This window comes from Pseudomonas sp. efr-133-TYG-5 (assembly GCF_030209175.1).
Taxonomy (GTDB): domain Bacteria; phylum Pseudomonadota; class Gammaproteobacteria; order Pseudomonadales; family Pseudomonadaceae; genus Aquipseudomonas.
Genome location: NZ_JARVSM010000008.1, coordinates 133152 through 153300, shown reverse-complemented (window position 1 = coordinate 153300; position 20149 = coordinate 133152). Strand labels below are relative to the sequence as shown.

The window sequence follows — 20149 nt, the reverse complement described above, 5'->3', positions numbered from 1 at the left end:
CAGACCGATCCCACAGGCGTGCCCCGTGCGCCTGTGGGATTTTTCATATCTGGCCGGCCCTCCGCGCCTGCCGGATAATGCCTAACCTTAAGTGACCGACGCCCGTTCCTGCCGGCAGAACCATGACCGAACTTGTGCTAACGCTCTTCAGTGCTGCGCTGATCAACAACTTCGTGTTGCACTGGCCGCTGGCTGTCGATCCGCTGCTGGCCGGCGAACGGCGCCAGGTGCATGCACTGGGCCTGGCGACGGTGTGCCTGATGCTGGGCGTCGGCGTGCTCGCTCATGCGTTGTGGCAATGGCTGCTGGTGCCGCTGCAGTTGCAGGCGCTGCGCCTGTTTGTGTGGCTGCCGCTCAGCGTGTTGCTGATTGCACCTTTGCTGCGGTTGCTGGCGCGCTGCCTGCCCGCCTGGCCGTTCGACGGCTTGTGGCCGCTGCTGCTGGGCAACGCCGGCGTGCTGGGACTGGCGTTGCTCACCGCGCAGGCGGACAACAGCCTGGCGCAGGTGACGGCACTGAGCCTTGGCGCCGGCCTGGGCTTCTGGCTGGTGCTGAGCCTGTTCAGCGACTTGTGCGAGCGCACCGCCGACAACGATATCCCGCAGCCCTTTCGTGGCCTGCCGATCCAGCTGATCGGCGCCGGATTGCTGGCCGTGGCTTTCCTCGGCTTCAGTGGACTGATCAAAACATGAGTCTGATTCAACGTATCGACGCGCTGCTGCCGCAGACCCAATGCGGCAAGTGCGGCCATCCCGGGTGCAAGCCGTACGCCGAGGGAATTGCCGCCGGGGAGCCGATCAACAAGTGTCCGCCGGGGGGTGACGAAACCATTGCCGCGCTGGCCGAGCTGCTGAAAATCCCGGTGCTCGAACTGGACGTCAGTCGCGGTCCAGCGCCGCCGCAGGTGGCCTTCATCCGCGAAGCCGAGTGCATCGGTTGCACCAAGTGCATCCAGGCCTGCCCGATCGATGCCATCGTCGGTGCGGCGAAACTGATGCACACCGTACTGATCGACGAATGCACCGGTTGCGATTTGTGCGTGGCACCCTGCCCGGTGGACTGCATCGAAATGCGCCCGCTGCCACCCGGCACGCTGCCGGTGGTCGGCGGCATGACCCACAGCCTCGCCGAGCACCAGGCCCGTGCGGCCAAACGCAACCATGCCCGGCAGCGTTTCGAACGCCGCAACGCCCGTCTGCAACGCGAGGAACAGCACAAGCAGGCCGAACGCGAGGCCCGGGCCCAGCGTGCGGCCCAGGTGACTGTCGCGGACGTCCCGCTCGACCCGGTGCAAGCGGCACTGCAACGCGTGCGCGCGCAGAAGGCCGCGACCGCCGACGCCGCGCTGAAAAAAGCCAAGATCGATGTCGCCATGAGTCGCGCTCAATTGCACAAATCGCTGAAAGCCTTCGGTCATCCGCCGACGTTCGAACAGCAGGCGCAACTGATGGTGCTGCAACAGCAATTCGAAGCCGCCGAACAGGCGCTGGCGCAACTGGAAAGCCAGGTCGCGCCCGCCCCCGTAGTCGCGCCGGCGGCAAAAGACGCCGAGCTGAAACGGGCCAAGATCCAGTTGGCGATGCGCCGCGCCGAGTTGAAAAAGGCGCAGGCCGCCGAGGCAGCCCCAGAGCAGTTGGCGCCCCTCGAGCAGGCCCTGCGCGAGGCCGAACAAGCGCTGCACGCGGCGGAAGGCGCCAGCGCGCAGCCGGCGCCCGAGCTGGTCCGCGTGGAAAAACGCCCGATTGACGCGCGCCTGCGGCAGCTGAAAACCGAACTGGCCTACGCCCGCGCCGAGCTGAGCAAGCTGCAACGGCGCGCCGACAGCTCAAGCGTCGACCTCGACCGGGCCCGCACCCGCCTGCAGGAAGCCGAGCGCCAGGTACAAGCCCATGTCAGCCCCTGAAATCCGCGACGAGCGCCTGCAACAGGCCATGCAGCAAGTCCTGCTGGCGACGCTGCCGGGGCTGCTGGCGCTGGTGTGGTTTTATGGTTGGGGGGTGTTGTTCAATTGGCTGCTGGCCGTGCTGAGCGCACTGACCCTGGAGGCCGCCGTCATTCGTCTGCGCCGCCAACCGGTGCAGGCGACGCTGAGCGACGGCAGCGCGCTGGTCAGCGCCACGCTGCTGACCATCGCCCTGCCACCCTATTGCCCATGGTGGCTGCCGATGGTGGCGATTGCCGCGGGCTTGCTGTTCGGCAAGCATCTTTACGGCGGCGTTGGCAAAAACCCGTTCAACCCGGCGATGCTCGGCCTGGCACTGGCGATCGTGCTGTTCCCGCAGCCGATGACGCAGTGGCCGGCGCAGGGCATGGGGTTTTCCGCCGCCGTGCAACAGGTGTTCGCGGCAGGGCAGGCGCCGGACGCCTGGGTGCAGGCTACGGCGCTGGACAGTCTGCGCATCAATAAAAGTCTGACCATCGACGAATTGTTTGCCGGCAACCCGGCGTTCGGGCGTTTCGGCGCGCATGCCATGGAATGGGTCAACCTCGGATTCCTCGCCGGTGGCCTGTGGTTGCTGCAACGGCGGGTGATTGCCTGGCACGCCCCGGTCGGCATGCTGGCCAGCCTGTTCGTCATCAGCCTGCTGTGCTGGAACGGTTCGGGCTCCGATTCCCACGGTTCGCCGCTGTTTCATCTGCTGAGCGGGGCGACCATGCTGGGCGCCTTCTTCATCGTCACCGAACCGGTGTCCGGAGCGAAAAGTGCGCTGGCACGCCTGCTGTTCGGGGTCGGCGTGGGCGGTCTGACTTATCTGATCCGTACCTGGGGCGGTTATCCCGACGGCGTGGCGTTCGCGGTGCTGTTGATGAACCTGTGCGTCCCCGCGCTGGAACGCCTGGCCAATCGCCGCCAGGCACCGGTGAACCCATGAATCGCTCCGCCAGCCTGATCAGCGTGGCGTTGCTGGCCGTTGCCGGCATCGGCATGACCTGGCTGGTGGAGCATGCCAGCGCGCCGCAGATCGCCACCGAACAGCAGCTGATCGACAGTCGCAAACTGCTCGATGTGCTACCGCCCGACAGCTATGACAATCAACCGCTGCAGCAGCCACTGGCACTGAATGCGGTCGATCTCGCGCACAGCAAACTGCTCGGCGGCTATCGGGCGACCCGCCATGGCCAGCCTGTCGCGGTGCTGCTGCGCAGCCAGACCCCGGGCTATGCCGGCAGCATCGAATTGTTGATCGCCATCGATGCCAGCGGCCGTCTGCTCGGGGTAAAGACGCTCGCCCAGAGCGAAACCCCGGCGCTTGGCGGGCACATCGCGGACTGGCCGAATGGCTGGCTGCAGGGGTTTTCCGGCAAATCGCGCAGTGAACCCGCAGACGCAGGCTGGGCGTTGAAAAAGGATCAGGGACAATTCGACCAGATGGCCGGTGCCACGATCACGTCGCGGGCAGCGATCAACGCCCTCCACGATGCGCTGCGCTACTTCGACGAGCAACGGTCGGCACTCCTGGGGGGCGGCACATGAAAACCACGGCGACGCTGGCCAACTCACTGATGCTGGTCCTGCTCCTGGGCGCCACGCAATCGCTGCACGCTGCGCTGCTGACGCTGCTGATGTTTGTTGCGGTGATCGGCGCCTATGCCGTGTGCATGCGGCCATTGCGCCCACGTCTGACGGCGCAGGCGCTGTTGCTGGCCAGCCTGGTGCTGGCGGCTACGCTGGCTAATTGTTTCGACCTCCTCCTGCAGCGCTGGGCGCTGCCATGGCAGCAGACAATCGCGCTCTACAGCGGGTTGCTCGCCCTGCAATGCGTGGTGCTGGAACACCATGGTTTCTATCGCCAACCGCGCACCGCCGCCCTGAAGCTTTGTGCGTTGTTTGCCGGGTTGCTGCTGGCGCTGGCGTTGTTGCGCGAGCTGATCGGACACGGCAGCATCGGCGGCCTGATCGTGTTCAGCAAAGGCCTGACACTGGCGACGCTGGTGCCGGGGGCGTTTATCCTCCTCGGTCTACTGCTCGCGGCCCACCAGGCCTGGACCCGCCCTACCGCTTCAGCAAAGGAATCGCATCACCCATGAATGCTGCAAAACGCCTGGAAATTTTCCGCCGACTGCATGAAGACAACCCGGAACCGAAGACCGAACTGGCCTATTCCTCGCCATTCGAACTGCTGATCGCGGTGATTCTTTCGGCGCAATCGACTGACGTTGGCGTGAACAAGGCCACGGCGAAACTGTACCCGGTGGCCAATACGCCGGCGGCGATTCATGCGCTGGGGGTCGAGGGCCTGTCGGAATACATCAAGACCATCGGCCTGTATAACAGCAAGGCGAAAAACGTGATCGAGACCTGCCGCCTGCTGGTCGAACGCCACAACGGCGAAGTGCCGCAGACCCGCGAAGAACTCGAAGCGCTGCCCGGCGTCGGGCGCAAGACGGCCAACGTGGTGCTCAATACGGCGTTCCGGCAACTGACCATGGCGGTCGACACGCATATTTTCCGGGTCAGCAATCGCACCGGCATTGCCCCGGGCAAGAACGTTGTCGAAGTAGAAAAGAAACTGATGAAATTCGTGCCCAGGGAATATCTGCTCGATTCCCACCACTGGCTGATTCTGCACGGGCGTTATGTGTGCCTGGCGCGCAAGCCGCGGTGCGGCAGCTGTCGGATCGAGGACTTGTGCGAGTACAAACACAAAACCTCGGACGATTGACCGGCTATTAAGTTTATTGAATGTTCGATTGAAAAAATCTTTTTTACCCGCCGCTGGAATATCGATATAAGGAGCGCCAAAGGCAGTCTCAGCCTGGAGTTGACTTATGAGTACCAGCAAAGAGCAATTGGAAGCGGATGACGACTTTATCGCCACGGAGGCCGATGACGCAGAACCGGTGGTCGAAGTCGCCAAGACCAACCTGAGCAAACGCCGCACCATCGATAACCTGTTAGAAGAGCGCCGACTGCAAAAGCAATTGGCCGATTACGATTTTGATCTGTGATATTTAAAAGCCTCCTGAACCGGAGGCTTTTAACTTTCCAATGCCGGTTGAATGAGCCCGGCTGGTACGAGCGGCGGTTGTTCCCCCTCAGACCAGTCCATTGCGTTGCGCCAGTTCGATCAGATCCACCAGCGAACGGGCATTGAGCTTCAATAACAACCGGGTCTTGTAGGTGCTCACGGTTTTATTGCTGAGAAACATGCCATCGGCAATTTCCTTGTTGGTCTTGCCGCGCGCCAGTTGCTGCAGCACCATCATTTCCCGCCCGGAGAGGCGATCGACCATGTCCGCTTCGCTGGCATTGCCCAGACTGGTACGCACCGTATGCAAGGCCTGGTTGGGGAAATAGCTGTAGCCCGACAAAACCGCCTTGATCGCACTGAGCAACTCGGTCAGGTCCTGTTGCTTGCAGACATAACCCGCGGCCCCCGACTGCATGCAGCGCATGGAAAAATGCCCCGGTGCCTGGGACGTCAACACCAGAACTTTCAACGGCATTGCCGTCGTGGTCAATCGTGCAATAACTTCAAGACCATCAAGTTTGGGAATTCCGATATCCAGAATGACAATGTCCGGCATTTGTTCACGGGCAAGTTGTAAGGCGTCCACTCCATTATCGGTTTCTGCAATGACTTCGTAGCCATGACGCTCCATCAGCATACGTACCGCAAGACGAATGACGGGGTGATCATCCACGATCAGCACTTTATTCATGGGCAAGTCCAGTTTCGCTGTTCGAATTTTTAGAGCCAGCACAATAACGTAGTCATTTCACCCATGGCATGCCGGAGTTCCTGTCGACTTGCACCAAGAGACATTCCCTACAGCCAACAAAGATTATTCCTACAAAAAATCGCGCCTATGTACGCGCGCAACGCATTCACCCTGATCAAACAGCGGATCTAAAAGACGTTTTTCAACACTCGGAGATGGAAAAGCACCGGCCTTCGGCGTCCTCCCGCGTCGGAAATGTCCTTATCAATGCAATCATGAATGTGTTTAACCCAGCCTGCGCTACGGCACCAACGCCTTACAGACTTGTCCCGAGCGGACTTCTCGTCCACGACAAACTTATGAAACAACACCGCGCTGTTAAAAGAGTGATGTTTACTATAAACACTGAAAAAAAAGCCGCCCAGCCAATTAAACAAGAGGCGCACAGCCTGCCCTGTTTCCGAACCCCACGAACATTCCATGAGAGAACCTGTATTGATGAGAGCTGCCCATGCTGAAGATCAAAAAGAAAATCACCAATCCGATGACGGTCATTGCCATATTTGCCGCCATCTCGGAAACCTCCGCTGCAGTATCCCTGCCCTTTCTGGAAAACAAGGAGCGTGAAATATACGTGTGGTTCCTGATCGGCTTTCCGTTTTATCTGTTGTTGCTGTTCTTTGTTACGCTCAACTTCAACTACCGTTCACTTTATTCGCCCTCGGACTTCGAAAAGGACAAGAACTTCCTGAAGGCGGGCGACCTGGCCCATTTGAAAGTTGAAGAAACGCCCGCGAGCAGAAGTACTCAGCGTCCCCACACCACGACGGATCCACCCGACAACAGGCCGGGCGCCAGCAACCTGCTGATCGAGCACGACGTTCATTTGCCCGAGTCCGTGCGCAGCCTGCAGATAGTCGATGTGCGGCAAATGGAAACAGAAGCCGGCATCGCCATGGTGCTCGACAATATCCGCCAGGCCGAGCGGCAGTATTCCCGAATGATCGTACTGCTGACCAGTCAGCGCTCCGATCCTTTACTCAGGGAAAGGCTGTTACACCGCACCCGGCAGGCGAAGAAACATACCGGCAGCACCTTCTGCATTGTCTATAACGCAAGCTCACATGGCTTGACCGTCGCCGGAAGACTCTGACCCGGGCCCGGCAAACTCGGCCGACAGCCACCGGGCAGACGAAGGTTTTTGCAAAAAAAAGGGCGGTCATGTGCGAAACATGACCGCCCTTCTCATTTACCGCCTCGCAGCATCAGAACAGCTTGCGGCCCTTGTTGGCAGCAATGCGCATGCGCAGCGCGTTGAGCTTGATGAAGCCCGCCGCGTCGGCCTGGTTGTAGGCGCCGCCGTCTTCTTCGAAGGTCGCGATGTTGGCGTCGAACAGCGAGTCGTCGGACTTGCGGCCGGTGACGATGACGTTGCCCTTGTACAACTTCAGGCGCACCACACCGTTCACGTTGACCTGGGAAGCGTCGATCATCTGTTGCAGCATCAAACGCTCAGGGCTCCACCAGTAGCCGGTGTAGATCAGGCTGGCGTACTTGGGCATCAGCTCGTCTTTGAGGTGAGCGACTTCGCGGTCCAGGGTGATCGATTCGATCGCGCGGTGCGCGCGCAGCATGATGGTGCCGCCCGGGGTTTCGTAGCAGCCACGGGACTTCATGCCGACATAGCGGTTTTCCACGATGTCGAGACGGCCGATACCGTGGGCGCCGCCGATCTTGTTCAGCGTCGCCAGCACGGTGGCCGGGGTCATTTCGACGCCGTCCAGCGCAACGATGTCGCCGTTGCGGTAGGTCAGTTCCAGGTATTGCGGGGTGTCGGGAGCCTTCTCCGGGGAGACGGTCCAGCGCCACATGTCTTCTTCGTGCTCGGTCCAGGTGTCTTCCAGCACGCCGCCTTCATAGGAGATGTGCAGCAGGTTGGCATCCATCGAGTACGGGGATTTTTTCTTGCCGTGACGCTCGATCGGGATCGCGTGCTTCTCGGCGTAGTCCATCAGCTTCTCGCGGGACAGCAGGTCCCACTCGCGCCAAGGGGCAATCACTTTCACGCCTGGCTTGAGTGCGTAGGCACCCAGTTCGAAACGCACCTGGTCGTTGCCCTTGCCGGTGGCGCCATGGGAAATGGCGTCGGCGCCGGTTTCGTTGGCGATTTCGATCAGGCGCTTGGCGATCAGCGGACGTGCGATGGAAGTACCCAGCAGGTACTCGCCTTCGTAAACGGTGTTGGCGCGGAACATCGGGAACACGAAGTCACGGACGAATTCTTCGCGCAGGTCATCGATGTAGATTTCTTTGACGCCCATGGCCTGAGCCTTGGCGCGAGCCGGCTCGACCTCTTCGCCCTGACCCAGGTCAGCGGTGAAGGTCACCACTTCACAGTTATAAGTATCCTGCAGCCACTTGAGGATCACCGAAGTGTCCAGGCCGCCGGAATACGCCAGAACGACCTTGTTTACGTCCGCCATGCCATCACTCCACGGGGTTCTACGGAAAGCCGAGGAGTCTACCGCCCAAACGCGATAATTTACAGAGGCGCGACAGCTTAAGACGACAAAGCGACAGAATCTGTCGAGAGCGCGACGATGACCGCCGGGTCAGGAAGTCGCCGCAGTGCTGGCGGGCGTGCTGGCCTGGGGCGCGAGAACGCTGGTCGGTGCCACACGCGTCAGGTGCACATTGACCCGGCGGTTCTTCGCCCGGTTGGCGGCATTGGTATTCGGCACCAGGGGGTAGCGCTCACCGTGGAAACGCACGGTGATCTGCGATTCCTGGATGCCGTTGGCCTTGAAGAAGTCGACCACGGCCAGCGCGCGCCGGCGCGACAGCTCGCGGTTGGTCAGGCGGTTGCCGCTGTTGTCGGAATGGCCGTCGAGCTCGATGTGATTGACCGACGGATCAGCCTTCATGTATTCGAGCATCACTTGCAGCTTGGCACGAGCGGCGGCATCCAGTTCGATGCCTTCGCCGGGGAAGCCGATCTGCGATTGTTTCACCTGGTCGAAATTCTGCGGCAGCAGTTTCGCCACGCAGGTCTGATAGTCGTTGAACGCCTTGCTGAACTTGACCGGCAACAGGCGCACTTCCGACACCCGACCATCGCCAGACGCACGGCGCACCACCGGACTGCGACCATCAAGCAGCCCGCTGATCAATCCGCCGGCCTGCGATTGTGAGCTGTTGAACAGCACGTTGCCGGTACCGATCCTGACGCTGCCCAGGTTGATGTCGTTGCGCCCCGGCTGCCATGGCGCCGCCGCCGCGAGCAACGTCGCCGAACCGCCGCCGAGCATCGCGTTGTAGGCGTTGAGGCGGAAGATCGCCTGCTCGCCGGCCTTGCGCACGAACTGGCCCGAGCCGAAATCGGTGATCGGCTGCGTCAGGCGGCATTCGAACTTGTCGCCCTCGACCGTCCACTCAATGTTCTCCAGACGGGTCTGGTAGGTCAGCGCCATCGCCGGGAGGCTGGCAAACACACTGAGCAAGGCTAAATAACGCTGGCGCACGGGAGGCTCCATTGGCTTCTACAACAAAAAGACCGATACATACATGTTTACGGCATACCTAGTGGATATCGGACGCTCGTCGCAAAACTTGATAGCGAGTGCCTGCAAGAGTCTTTTCCGGTAGCATTCGCCTCAGTTTGACCCGCCTGGAATCCCCTCATGTCCGACCGCCTGACCCTGCTGCGTCCCGACGACTGGCACATTCATCTTCGCGATGGTGCCGTGTTGACCAATACCGTTGCGGATGTCGCGCGCACCTTTGGTCGCGCCATCATCATGCCCAACCTGGTACCGCCGGTGCGCAACGCCGCTGAAGCCGACGGCTATCGCCAGCGGATTCTCGCTGCCCGCCCGGCCGGCAGTGGTTTCGAGCCGTTGATGGTGCTGTACCTCACCGACCGCACCCAGCCCGAAGAAATCCGCCAGGCCAAGGCCAGCGGTTTCGTCCATGCGGCCAAGCTGTACCCGGCCGGCGCGACCACCAACTCCGATTCCGGGGTCACCAGCATCGACAAGATCTTCCCGGCGCTGGAGGCCATGGCCGAAGTCGGCATGCCGCTGCTGATCCACGGTGAAGTCACCCGTGGCGATGTCGATGTGTTCGATCGCGAGAAAATCTTCATCGATGAGCACATGCGCCGCGTGGTCGAGCGTTTCCCGACGCTCAAAGTGGTGTTCGAACACATCACCACCGGCGATGCCGTGCAGTTCGTCAACGAGGCTTCGGCCAACGTCGGCGCGACCATCACCGCGCATCACCTGCTGTACAACCGCAACCACATGCTGGTGGGCGGGATCCGGCCGCACTTCTATTGCCTGCCGATCCTCAAGCGCAACACGCATCAGGAAGCCCTGCTCGACGCCGCCACCAGTGGCAGCGCGAAGTTCTTCCTCGGCACCGACTCGGCGCCGCATGCCCAGCACGCCAAGGAAGCCGCCTGCGGCTGTGCCGGTTGCTACACCGCGTATGCCGCCATCGAGCTGTACGCCGAAGCGTTCGAACAACGCAACGCGCTGGACAAGCTCGAAGCCTTCGCCAGCCTCAACGGCCCGCGCTTCTACGGCCTGCCGGCGAACACCGATCGCATCACCCTGGTGCGTGAAGAATGGACTGCCCCGACCAGCCTGCCATTCGGCGAGCTGACCGTTATCCCGCTGCGCGCCGGTGAAAAACTGCGCTGGCGCCTGCTGGAGGAACACGCGTGAGTGAAGACCATTTCGACGATGAACTGGACGGTCAAGGTGGTGGCGGCGGTTCCCGTCACCCGATGGCAGCACGCTTTCGCGGATACCTGCCGGTCGTCGTCGACGTAGAAACCGGTGGCTTCAACTCGGCCACCGACGCATTGCTGGAGATTGCCGCGACCACCATCGCCATGGATGAAAAGGGTTTCGTCTACCCCGATCACACCTACTTCTTCCGGGTCGAGCCGTTCGAAGGCGCCAACATTGAAGCCGCCGCGCTGGAATTCACCGGGATCAAGCTCGATCACCCGCTGCGCATGGCCGTCAGCGAAGAGACGGCGCTGACCGACATCTTCCGTGGCGTGCGTAAGGCATTGAAGGCCAATGGCTGCAAGCGGGCGATCCTGGTCGGCCACAACAGCAGCTTCGACCTCGGCTTCCTCAACGCCGCCGTCGCGCGGCTGGACATGAAGCGCAACCCGTTCCACCCGTTCTCCAGCTTCGACACCGCGACACTGGCGGGTCTGGCTTACGGGCAAACCGTACTGGCCAAGGCCTGTCAGGCCGCCGACATCGACTTCGACGGGCGTGAGGCGCATTCGGCGCGTTACGACACCGAGAAGACCGCCGAGCTGTTCTGCGGCATCGTCAATCGCTGGAAGCAGATGGGCGGCTGGGAAGACTTCGACGACTGATTCTCGGCGAATACATCCCGCGCATGAAAAAACCGGCCACGTGGGCCGGTTTTTTTGTACCTCGACGGTGCGCCTTACAGGGCAGCAGCGTTCTCAGTCAGGTAGGCCGCAACGCCTTCTGGCGAAGCGTTCATGCCTTTGTCGCCTTTTTTCCAGTTGGCAGGGCAGACTTCGCCGTGCTCTTCGTGGAATTGCAGGGCGTCGACCAGACGGATCAGCTCTTCCATGTTACGGCCCAGCGGCAGGTCGTTGATGATCTGCGAACGGACAACGCCTTTGTCGTCGATCAGGAACGCGCCACGGAAAGCCACGCCGCCTTCGGACTCAACGTCGTAGGCCTTGGCGATGTCGTGCTTCATGTCGGCAGCCATGGTGTATTTCACCTGGCCGATGCCGCCATTGTTGACCGGGGTGTTGCGCCAGGCGTTGTGGGTGAAGTGCGAGTCGATCGACACCGCGATCACTTCGACGTTGCGCGCCTTGAAGTCGGCCATGCGGTTGTCCAGAGCGATCAGCTCGGACGGGCAGACGAAGGTGAAGTCCAGTGGGTAGAAGAACACCAGGCCGTATTTGCCTTTGATGGCCGAGGACAGGGTGAAGCTGTCAACGATCTCGCCATTGCCGAGTACGGCCGGGACGGTGAAGTCAGGGGCTTGTTTGCCTACGAGTACGCTCATTGATATCTCCTGGTGTAAAAACTTGAAGTTCAGGGTTCGCGCCAGCCTGCCACCCTCAAGCGACAGCCCTGTGACACGATCCCTCTTCGCAAGGGCCGACCATCATACACTGCGTGTTTGGCCTGTCCTTAACGGTTTTTTATCCACAGCAGGTCATCGCGCTGCATTTACAGGGCCAAGCAAATGGCCACCCACCACCGTTCGTCAGTCACCCGTGTTTCGGATGCAAAGCGCTCCGAAAGCACTTTGACAATCATTCTCGTTAGCATTAAGATCCATCGCAATTGAGTCACAACCAGCGACGGTTATTACTTATGTATGTTTGCCTCTGCACTGGCGTCACCGACGGACAGATCCGCGAAGCGATCTATGAAGGTTGCTGCAGCTATAAAGAAGTTCGTCAGGCCACTGGCGTTGCCAGCCAATGCGGCAAATGTGCCTGCCTGGCCAAGGAAGTGGTTCGCGAAACCCTGACCAAGCTGCAAACCGCCCAGGCCGCGATCCCTTATCCGGTAGAATTTACTGCCGCGTAATTGCCCCTATTTCAAAGAACCGGACATATGTCCGGTTTTTTTATGTCCGCAAATCAATTGCTTAGGTGCTAGACGCGGAACACAAACATTCTTATTCAGATTTAATTTCATTTATTATTCAATAACTTAGGTTTGACACTCTTAAGAGTGCAGCTCAAACTCCGCCTTATATACAGCTATTACAGGGCAGGACTCCCATCATGAAAGGCGACATTACAGTCATCCAGCATCTCAACAAGATCCTTGCCAATGAGCTGGTCGCGATCAATCAGTACTTCCTGCATGCGCGCATGTATGAAGATTGGGGCCTGAACAAGCTGGGCAAACACGAGTACCACGAATCCATCGACGAGATGAAGCACGCGGACAAGCTGATCAAGCGCATCCTGTTTCTCGAAGGCCTGCCCAACGTGCAGGATCTGGGCAAGCTGCACATCGGTGAGCACACCCGGGAAATGCTCGAGTGCGATCTGCGTATCGAGCGTACCGGGCACGCCGACCTCAAGGCCGCGATCGCCCATTGCGAAAGCGTTGGCGACTTCGGCAGCCGTGAACTGCTCGAAGACATCCTCGAGTCCGAAGAAGAACACATCGACTGGCTGGAAACCCAACTGGGCCTGATCGACAAGGTCGGCCTGGAGAACTATCTGCAATCGCAGATGGGCGAAGAGTAAGAGCGGGTTCAGGCTGCGACAGCGGCCACTCGCGATCACTTTTCCAACGCACTAAAAAGCCCCGCCCTCTTTCGAGGTGCGGGGCTTTTTATTGGCTGCAGATCGAAAGATCGCAGCCTCGAGTCACTCGGCGCCTGCAGCACAAGCGTGCGCCGAGTGAAACCTGGATCAGGCGTCGGTCTTGGCCGCAGCAGCCTTGGCGGATGCTTCCTTGACCAGGGTCTGCAGCTCACCGTTGGCGAACATTTCAGCCATGATGTCGCTGCCGCCGACCAGTTCACCGGCGACCCACAGCTGCGGGAACGTCGGCCAGTTGGCGTACTTCGGCAGGTTGGCACGGATTTCCGGGTTCTGCAGGATGTCGACGTAGGCGAACTTCTCGCCACAGCCCATCACAGCCTGCGCAGCTTTCGCGGAGAAGCCACATTGTGGGGCATTCGGCGAGCCTTTCATGTAAAGCAGAATGGTGTTGTTGGCAATCTGCTCTTTAATCGTTTCGATGATATCCATGGAGCACCTCGGCTGAACTTTCCGACTCACGGGTCGGCACGGTGGCGCATTGTAACGGAATCCCGAGCGCCCTGCTCGGTCTCCCCGACAGACTTGCTCAAGCCGCCGCAACCGTCACCGGCACGCCGTTGAGCGCGGCATTGCCCGACAGCTCATCGAGCTGACACTCGTCGGTCAGGTCGTTGGCACTCGCTCCCGGTTGCCCGCTGGCGATGGTCATCTGCACCCCCGGGCGCGCGTGCCCCCAACCATGCGGCAGGCTGACCACGCCTTTCATCATGTCCAGGGTGCCCAGCACTTCGACTTCGATCTGCCCGACCCGCGAGCTGACGCGTACTAACTGCCCGTCATTGAGCCCGCGGCTGGCCAGGTCGTCGGGGTGCATCAGCAACTGATGCCGCGGCTTGCCCTTCACCAGCCGATGGTAGTTGTGCATCCACGAGTTATTGCTGCGCACATGGCGACGGCCGATCATCAGCAACTCGTCGGCCGCCGGCGCCTGCAACGCGGCAAACCGCGCCAGGTCAGCCAGGATCGCCGGCGGCGCCGCCTGCACCTGCCGATTGGCGGTCTTCAGGCGCGGCGCCAGGTTGGGCTTCAATGCACCGAGGTCGATGCCGTGCGGATGGTCGAACAGCGTCGCCAGCGACAGCTTGTGCTCCGAGGCATCGCCATACAGGCCCATGCGCAGGCCCATGTCGATCATCTGCGCCGGTGGCAGGGTCGGTTTCAGCTCCTTGCCGGTCTTGAGTGCAAACGCCTTGGCCAGGCCGACGAAGATTTCCCAGTCATGCAATGCGCCTTCCGGCTTAGCGAGGATCGCGCGGTTGAAGCGAGTGACGTTGCGTACCGCGAACAGGTTGAACGTGGTGTCGTAGTGATCGTTCTCCAGCGCTGACGTCGACGGCAGGATCAGGTCGGCGTAGCGCGTGGTTTCATTGATATACAGGTCGACGCTGACCATGAATTCGAGGCCGTCCAGTGCCTGCTCCAGTTGCCGACCGTTGGGCGTGGACAGCACCGGGTTGCCGGCCACAGTGATCAGCGCCCGAATCTGCCCCTCGCCTTCGGTGAGCATTTCTTCGGCCAGCGCCGACACCGGCAGCTCGCCGCCGTATTCCGGACGCCCGGACACCCGGCTCTGCCATTTGTTGAAATGCCCGCCCGAGGTCGACGCCACCAGGTCCACTGCCGGTTCGGTGCACAGCGCACCACCGACGCGGTCGAGATTGCCGGTGACCAGATTGATCAGTTGCACCACCCAGTGGCACAGGGTCCCGAACGCCTGGGTGGACACGCCCATGCGGCCGTAGCACACCGCACTTGGCGCGGCCGCGAAGTCGCGGGCCAGTTGGCGGATCTGCTCGGCGGGCACCGCGCACAGCGGGCTCATGGCTTCGGCGGTGAAACCGGCGACGGCCGCGCGCACGTCTTCCAGGCCTTCCACCGGCAGATGGCTGTCGCGCGTCAGGCCTTCGCTGAACAGCGTGTTGAGCAGACCGAACAGCAGCGCCGCATCGCCGCCCGGGCGGACGAACACGTGCTGGTCGGCCATTGCCGCCGTCTCGCTGCGCCGCGGATCAACCACCACCACTTTGCCACCGCGGGCCTGAATCGCCTTCAGGCGTTTCTCGACATCCGGCACGGTCATGATGCTGCCGTTGGACGCCAGCGGATTGCCGCCGAGGATCAGCATGAAGTCGGTGTGATCAATGTCGGGGATCGGCAGGAGCAGGCCGTGGCCGTACATCAGGTGGCTGGTCAGGTGATGGGGCAACTGGTCGACCGATGTCGCCGAGTAGCGATTGCGGGTTTTCAGCAGGCCGAGAAAGTAATTGCTGTGGGTCATCAGCCCATAGTTGTGCACGCTGGGATTGCCCTGGTACACCGCGACCGCGTTCTGCCCATGACGCTCCTGAATCGCCGCCAGCCGCTCGGCCACCAGCGCGAACGCGTCCTCCCAGTCGATGGGCAGCCACTCGCTGCCGACCCGGCGCATCGGTTGGCGCAGGCGATCCGGATCGTTCTGGATGTCTTGCAGCGCGACAGCCTTGGGGCAGATATGCCCGCGACTGAAACTGTCCTGGGCATCGCCCTTGATCGAGGTGATCTGCACGCCGCCATCGGTTTCGCTGGTTTCGATGGTCAGGCCGCAGATGGCTTCACACAGGTGGCAGGCACGGTGGTGGAGAGTCTTGGTCATGGCCAGTCTCTGTCTTGTTCTGGGCAGGCAACAGCGCCTGCGGGAACAAAACTATGGCCCGAGGGCCACGACGGCGCCAGCGACGTTCGTCTTGTGAATCGGCGGCCATCAGGCCAGCCGATGGAACGCCAGGGTCAGTTCGACGGCAGCTGCGGCGGCGCCTGCAGCTGGATTTCCTGGATGGTTTCGATCTGCTCGTGGGCGACATGCACGCCGGTCAGTTCACCGATCAGGCGCCAATGTTCATCGAGCCCGGAGCTGATGGTGGCCATGCGATCGATCATCTGCCGACTGGCTGCCTTGACCACGTCATCGTCACTGCGCAGCAGCTCGAATGACATCGACGTGAGCGAGGCGGTGAGATGAGTCAGTGAGCGTGCCGTGTGGCCCAGCAATTCCATTAACAGTTTTTCTTTCGATTCCATGCGGAGGCTTCCTGCGTCGCTCGTGACTTATTTATAACCCAGCACTTTGCTTTAGCAAATGTTTCAGGATGCCCATCCGACCAAGCGATGGCACCACCGGGCGGTCGCAAAGCGACCAGGCCGACGCCCTCCCCGCCGCGGCTGATTGCCAAGCCCGGCGGGCGCAGTGTACAAATGCCCCGCAGCCACCCTGAATCCTGGCTGAAAATCCGTGACGGCAGCCTCCGGGCGCCCCTGCGAATAACGCCAAAAGCGCAGCCTATTGGAAAAACGCGACATTTAGTGTCAATATCGCGCCTCCCCCTATTTCGTCGCCCCGTGCGGCTTACGCCGCAGGTCTCGCCCGTTGTTCCGTTAAACAAGGCTTTGAGCATCTGCGGTTTGTAGCAAAAAGGTAGTCAATGATGAGCGCAAGGCACTTTCTCTCCCTGATGGATTGCACGCCCGAAGAGCTGGTCAGCGTGATCCGTCGAGGCGTTGAGCTCAAGGACCTGCGTAACCGCGGCGTACTGTTCGAGCCTCTGAAAAACCGTGTCCTGGGGATGATCTTCGAGAAGTCCTCGACCCGTACCCGGATCTCCTTCGAGGCGGGCATGATCCAGCTCGGCGGCCAGGCAATCTTTCTGTCGCCGCGTGACACCCAACTGGGCCGTGGCGAGCCGATCGGCGATTGCGCCATCGTCATGTCGAGCATGCTCGATGCGGTGATGATCCGTACCTTTGCCCACAGCACACTGACCGAATTCGCCGCCAATTCGCGCGTGCCGGTGATCAACGGCCTGTCCGACGACCTGCACCCGTGCCAGCTGCTGGCCGACATGCAGACCTTCCTCGAACACCGTGGCTCGATCCAGGGCAAGACCGTGGCCTGGATCGGCGACGGCAACAACATGTGCAACAGCTATATAGAAGCGGCGATCCAGTTCGATTTCCAGTTGCGCATCGCCTGCCCGCAAGGCTACGAGCCGAACCCTGAATTCGTCGCCCGCGCCGGCGATCGCGTGACCATCGTCCGCGACCCGCAGGACGCCGTGCGCGGCGCGCACCTGGTGAGCACCGACGTCTGGACCTCCATGGGCCAGGAAGAGGAAACCGCCAAGCGCCTGCAGCTGTTCGCGCCATATCAGGTCAATCGCGCCCTGCTCGACCTCGCTGCCGAGGACGTGCTGTTCATGCATTGCCTGCCCGCCCACCGCGGCGAAGAAATCAGTCTCGACCTGCTTGATGACCCGCGCTCCGTCGCCTGGGATCAGGCAGAAAACCGTCTCCACGCACAGAAGGCCCTGCTCGAGTTCCTCGTCGAACCCGCGTACCACCACGCATGAGTCATCCATTACTGCTTAACCTGCGCAACCTCGCTTGCGGCTATCAGGACCAACGTGTGGTGCAGAACCTCAATCTGCACCTCAACGCCGGCGACATCGGCTGCCTGCTCGGTTCGTCCGGTTGCGGCAAGACCACCACCCTGCGCGCCATCGCCGGTTTCGAACCGGTGCACGAAGGGGAAATCCAGCTCGGCGGCGAAACCATTTCCAGCGCCGGTTTCACCCTGGCCCCGGAGAAACGCCGGATCGGCATGGTGTTCCAGGACTACGCGCTGTTCCCGCACCTGAGCGTCGCGGACAACATCGCCTTCGGCATTCGCAAGCATCCGCACAAGGCGCGCGTCACCGAAGAGCTGCTGGAACTGGTCAACCTGAAGAATCTCGGCCAGCGCTTCCCCCACGAGTTGTCGGGCGGCCAGCAGCAACGCGTCGCCCTCGCCCGCGCCCTGGCGCCGGAGCCGCAACTGCTGCTGCTCGACGAACCGTTCTCCAACCTCGATGGCGAACTGCGGCGCAAGCTCAGCCACGAAGTGCGCGACATCCTCAAGGCCCGTGGCACCAGCGCGATTCTGGTGACTCACGACCAGGAAGAAGCCTTTGCCGTCAGCGACCATGTCGGGGTGTTCAAGGAAGGCCGGCTGGAGCAATGGGACACGCCCTACAACCTCTACCACGAGCCGGCGACGCCGTTTGTCGCCAGCTTCATTGGCCAGGGCTATTTCATTCGCGGCCAGCTCGCCAGCCCGGAGTCGGTGCACACCGAACTCGGTGAATTGCGCGGCAACCGCGCCTACACCTGGCCGGTGGGCGGTGCGGTGGATGTGCTGCTGCGTCCGGACGACATCGTCTACGCCCCGGACAGCGCCTTGAAAGCGCGGATCGTCGGCAAGACCTTCCTCGGCGCCTCGACCCTGTATCGCCTGCGACTGCCGACCGGCGCGCAACTGGAGTCGATCTTCCCGAGCCACGCCGACCATCAGGTGGGTGCGGAGGTGGGAATTCGCGTAGCGGCTGAACATCTGGTGTTGTTCCAGGCATCGGGCAGCACTGCCGCACACATCCCGGCAGTGGAAAACGGCGTCCGCCGCTACAGCACCGCCCTCTGATCCGCCCTGGATCAAAACTGTGGGAGCGGGCTCGCTCCCACAGTTGGTTTTGGGTTCAGCTCAAGATCAGGGTGCCGCTGGCCACCAGCGTCGCATTCCCGCCAATCTTCACCCGCTCCCCCTCCAGCCGACAGAACAACTCGCCGCCCCGTGCCGAACGCTGGCAAGCGGTCAGGCTCGATTTGCCCAGACGTTTCGACCAGTACGGAATCAGGCTGCAGTGGGTCGAGCCGGTCACCGGGTCTTCGTTGATACCAATTGCTGGCGCGAAGTAGCGCGAAACGAAATCATGCTGGTTGCCGCGCGCGGTGACGATGGCGCCGAGCCACGGCAGTTTCGCCAGCGCAACCATGTCCGGCTGGCAATCGAGCACGGCCTGCTCCGACTCCAGCACCACGAACAGCTCGTTGGAACCGAGTACATCCACCGCTTCCACGCCCAAAGCGCGTTCGACATCCAGGGTCACGCCAATCTCCGAGGGCACGATGGCCGGGAAATCCAGCCACAGCCGTGCGCCCTCGCGACTGACGCTCAGCGGTCCGGACTTGCAGGTGAAGTCCAGGCGCTCGGCATTTTCCTTATAGATTTCGAACAGCACGTAGGCACTGGCCAGCGTCGCGTGACCGCACAGCGGCACTTCGGTGGTCGGGGTGAACCAGCGGATATGCCACGCCGCCCCTTCACGCACCACAAAAGCGGTTTCCGCCAGATTGTGCTCGGCGGCGATCTTCTGCATCAGCTCATCCGCCAGCCAGGCGTCGAGCCGATAAACCATGGCCGGGTTGCCACTGAACGGCCGATCACTGAAAGCGTCGACCTGATGAAATTCGAGCTGCATAACCATCTCCCTGGATTCGTCGGCAGAGCATGCAGCGCCGGCCCAATCGGCGCCAGTGACAGAGCCGCGCAATTTTCTACATACAGCGGCGCGGGTCAGGCGCGACCGATGTCGGCGAACCTGGCCTGGGTATGTTCGGCCAGCACCGCCGGTGCCAGTTCCACTTCCAGCCCGCGCCGGCCGGCACTGACGTAAATGCTCGCGAAAGCCTGGGCGGAGTTGTCGATGAAGGTGCGCAGACGTTTCTTCTGCCCCAGCGGACTGATGCCGCCCAGCAAGTAACCAGTGGAGCGTTGCGCGGCAGCCGGATCGGCCATTTCCACTTTCTTCACACCCGCGGCGTGGGCCAGGCCCTTGAGGTCGAGACTTCCGACGACCGGCACCACGGCTACCAGCAATTCACCTTTTTCGCTGGCCGCCAGCAGCGTCTTGAACACCTGTGCCGGGTCCAGGCCGAGCTTTTCCGAAGCCTCCAGCCCATACGACGCCGCCTTGGGGTCATGTTCGTAACTGTGCACGCGATGTTCGGCACGAACTTTTTTCAACAAGTCCAACGCAGGGGTCATGGCAGCTCCAGGCTCGGCAGTGGCAGAAAAATCCTGCGCCGGATTCTAGGCCATCGTCGAGCAAAAGGCTCTAGCGCACGCCGCGTTTCCCGTGGCCTGCAGGCAAATAAGCCGTCACCGCCACGACTTGCCGAAAGGATCATTCATATGGCTGATAGTTTTATTGTGACCGGCGGTTCACTTTCGACCTTTGACAGCAGTGTTTCTTGTCTATATTTTTTCGAATC

23 protein-coding genes are annotated in these 20149 nt (G+C 61.3%); 14 read left to right on the top strand and 9 right to left on the bottom strand.

The window, feature by feature from the left end:
• Window positions 1–122: 122 nt before the first annotated feature.
• The 7 genes from QRN70_RS24645 (at window position 123) to QRN70_RS24615 (ending at window position 4950) form a co-directional block, all read left to right on the top strand.
• Complete coding sequence (locus QRN70_RS24645) at window positions 123–692, top strand: Rnf-Nqr domain containing protein (RefSeq protein WP_285420482.1); 570 nt, start codon at window positions 123–125, stop codon at window positions 690–692.
• A complete protein-coding gene (gene rsxB / locus QRN70_RS24640) occupies window positions 689–1903 on the top strand; it encodes an electron transport complex subunit RsxB (RefSeq protein WP_285420481.1) in 1215 nt (404 codons plus the stop codon). The genes QRN70_RS24645 and rsxB overlap by 4 nt, the downstream gene beginning before the upstream one ends.
• Window positions 1890–2873: an RnfABCDGE type electron transport complex subunit D gene (locus QRN70_RS24635; protein WP_285420480.1), complete on the top strand. Its 984-nt coding sequence runs from the start codon at window positions 1890–1892 to the stop codon at window positions 2871–2873. Before rsxB ends, QRN70_RS24635 begins: the two co-directional genes overlap by 14 nt.
• Window positions 2870–3475, top strand: a complete 606-nt coding sequence (locus tag QRN70_RS24630) for an RnfABCDGE type electron transport complex subunit G (RefSeq protein ID WP_285420479.1) — start codon at window positions 2870–2872, stop codon at window positions 3473–3475. Before QRN70_RS24635 ends, QRN70_RS24630 begins: the two co-directional genes overlap by 4 nt.
• On the top strand, window positions 3472–4029 hold the full coding sequence (locus QRN70_RS24625; protein ID WP_285420478.1) for an Rnf-Nqr domain containing protein: 558 nt from the start codon (window positions 3472–3474) through the stop codon (window positions 4027–4029). Before QRN70_RS24630 ends, QRN70_RS24625 begins: the two co-directional genes overlap by 4 nt.
• Window positions 4026–4664 (top strand): endonuclease III, encoded by a 639-nt coding sequence (nth, locus tag QRN70_RS24620; RefSeq protein WP_285420477.1) that lies wholly within the window; start codon window positions 4026–4028, stop codon window positions 4662–4664. Before QRN70_RS24625 ends, nth begins: the two co-directional genes overlap by 4 nt.
• A gap of 106 nt (window positions 4665–4770) precedes the next feature.
• A complete protein-coding gene (locus tag QRN70_RS24615) occupies window positions 4771–4950 on the top strand; it encodes a PA3496 family putative envelope integrity protein (RefSeq protein WP_007953204.1) in 180 nt (59 codons plus the stop codon).
• A gap of 87 nt (window positions 4951–5037) precedes the next feature.
• Here QRN70_RS24615 and QRN70_RS24610 read toward each other — a convergent pair whose 3' ends face one another.
• Window positions 5038–5664, bottom strand: a complete 627-nt coding sequence (locus QRN70_RS24610; RefSeq protein ID WP_217833772.1) for a response regulator transcription factor — start codon at window positions 5662–5664, stop codon at window positions 5038–5040.
• Between the two features lie 511 nt (window positions 5665–6175).
• On the opposite strand from QRN70_RS24610, the gene QRN70_RS24605 reads away from it, so the two are divergent.
• Window positions 6176–6817 carry a hypothetical protein gene (locus QRN70_RS24605; RefSeq protein WP_285420476.1) on the top strand — a complete coding sequence of 214 codons (642 nt, stop codon included), beginning with the start codon at window positions 6176–6178 and terminating at the stop codon, window positions 6815–6817.
• A gap of 112 nt (window positions 6818–6929) precedes the next feature.
• Here QRN70_RS24605 and QRN70_RS24600 read toward each other — a convergent pair whose 3' ends face one another.
• Both QRN70_RS24600 and QRN70_RS24595 read right to left on the bottom strand, forming a co-directional pair.
• Window positions 6930–8147 carry an argininosuccinate synthase gene (locus tag QRN70_RS24600; protein WP_027612065.1) on the bottom strand — a complete coding sequence of 406 codons (1218 nt, stop codon included), beginning with the start codon at window positions 8145–8147 and terminating at the stop codon, window positions 6930–6932.
• Window positions 8148–8276: 129 nt separating this feature from the next.
• Complete coding sequence (locus tag QRN70_RS24595) at window positions 8277–9185, bottom strand: flagellar protein MotY (RefSeq protein WP_285420475.1); 909 nt, start codon at window positions 9183–9185, stop codon at window positions 8277–8279.
• Between the two features lie 159 nt (window positions 9186–9344).
• Between QRN70_RS24595 and pyrC the strand changes: the two genes are divergently transcribed.
• Both pyrC and rnt read left to right on the top strand, forming a co-directional pair.
• Complete coding sequence (gene pyrC / locus QRN70_RS24590) at window positions 9345–10391, top strand: dihydroorotase (RefSeq protein WP_285420474.1); 1047 nt, start codon at window positions 9345–9347, stop codon at window positions 10389–10391.
• On the top strand, window positions 10388–11065 hold the full coding sequence (rnt, locus tag QRN70_RS24585) for a ribonuclease T (protein WP_003227721.1): 678 nt from the start codon (window positions 10388–10390) through the stop codon (window positions 11063–11065). The genes pyrC and rnt overlap by 4 nt, the downstream gene beginning before the upstream one ends.
• Window positions 11066–11139: 74 nt before the next feature.
• On the opposite strand, the gene QRN70_RS24580 is transcribed toward rnt, so the two are convergent.
• Entirely contained in the window at window positions 11140–11742 is a 603-nt protein-coding gene (locus QRN70_RS24580) for a peroxiredoxin (RefSeq protein WP_003227723.1), read from the bottom strand.
• A gap of 314 nt (window positions 11743–12056) precedes the next feature.
• On the opposite strand from QRN70_RS24580, the gene QRN70_RS24575 reads away from it, so the two are divergent.
• A complete protein-coding gene (locus QRN70_RS24575; protein ID WP_003227725.1) occupies window positions 12057–12275 on the top strand; it encodes a bacterioferritin-associated ferredoxin in 219 nt (72 codons plus the stop codon).
• A 200-nt stretch (window positions 12276–12475) separates the two neighbouring features.
• Window positions 12476–12949 (top strand): bacterioferritin, encoded by a 474-nt coding sequence (gene bfr, locus QRN70_RS24570; protein ID WP_003178701.1) that lies wholly within the window; start codon window positions 12476–12478, stop codon window positions 12947–12949.
• Between the two features lie 168 nt (window positions 12950–13117).
• Here the strand turns inward: bfr and grxD are convergent, their stop codons facing one another.
• The 3 genes from grxD to plzR all read right to left on the bottom strand — a co-directional run bounded on the left by grxD (window position 13118) and on the right by plzR (window position 16087).
• On the bottom strand, window positions 13118–13459 hold the full coding sequence (gene grxD, locus QRN70_RS24565) for a Grx4 family monothiol glutaredoxin (protein ID WP_285420473.1): 342 nt from the start codon (window positions 13457–13459) through the stop codon (window positions 13118–13120).
• 97 nt (window positions 13460–13556) lie between these two features.
• Window positions 13557–15662, bottom strand: a complete 2106-nt coding sequence (locus tag QRN70_RS24560; protein ID WP_285420472.1) for a molybdopterin oxidoreductase family protein — start codon at window positions 15660–15662, stop codon at window positions 13557–13559.
• Window positions 15663–15796: 134 nt separating this feature from the next.
• Window positions 15797–16087, bottom strand: a complete 291-nt coding sequence (plzR, locus tag QRN70_RS24555; RefSeq protein ID WP_285420471.1) for a PlzR type 4 pili assembly inhibitor — start codon at window positions 16085–16087, stop codon at window positions 15797–15799.
• A 404-nt stretch (window positions 16088–16491) separates the two neighbouring features.
• Here plzR and argF point away from each other — a divergent pair, with 404 nt between their 5' ends.
• Window positions 16492–17412 (top strand): ornithine carbamoyltransferase, encoded by a 921-nt coding sequence (gene argF, locus QRN70_RS24550; RefSeq protein WP_285420470.1) that lies wholly within the window; start codon window positions 16492–16494, stop codon window positions 17410–17412.
• A complete protein-coding gene (locus QRN70_RS24545; protein WP_285420469.1) occupies window positions 17409–18518 on the top strand; it encodes an ABC transporter ATP-binding protein in 1110 nt (369 codons plus the stop codon). The genes argF and QRN70_RS24545 overlap by 4 nt, the downstream gene beginning before the upstream one ends.
• A 55-nt stretch (window positions 18519–18573) precedes the next feature.
• Here the strand turns inward: QRN70_RS24545 and QRN70_RS24540 are convergent, their stop codons facing one another.
• Both QRN70_RS24540 and ybaK read right to left on the bottom strand, forming a co-directional pair.
• The gene (locus QRN70_RS24540; RefSeq protein ID WP_285420468.1) at window positions 18574–19356 is read right to left on the bottom strand and encodes a PhzF family phenazine biosynthesis protein; all 783 of its coding nucleotides are present in this window, start codon (window positions 19354–19356) and stop codon (window positions 18574–18576) included.
• A gap of 95 nt (window positions 19357–19451) precedes the next feature.
• The gene (gene ybaK / locus QRN70_RS24535; protein ID WP_285420467.1) at window positions 19452–19922 is read right to left on the bottom strand and encodes a Cys-tRNA(Pro) deacylase; all 471 of its coding nucleotides are present in this window, start codon (window positions 19920–19922) and stop codon (window positions 19452–19454) included.
• Window positions 19923–20149 lie beyond the last annotated feature (227 nt).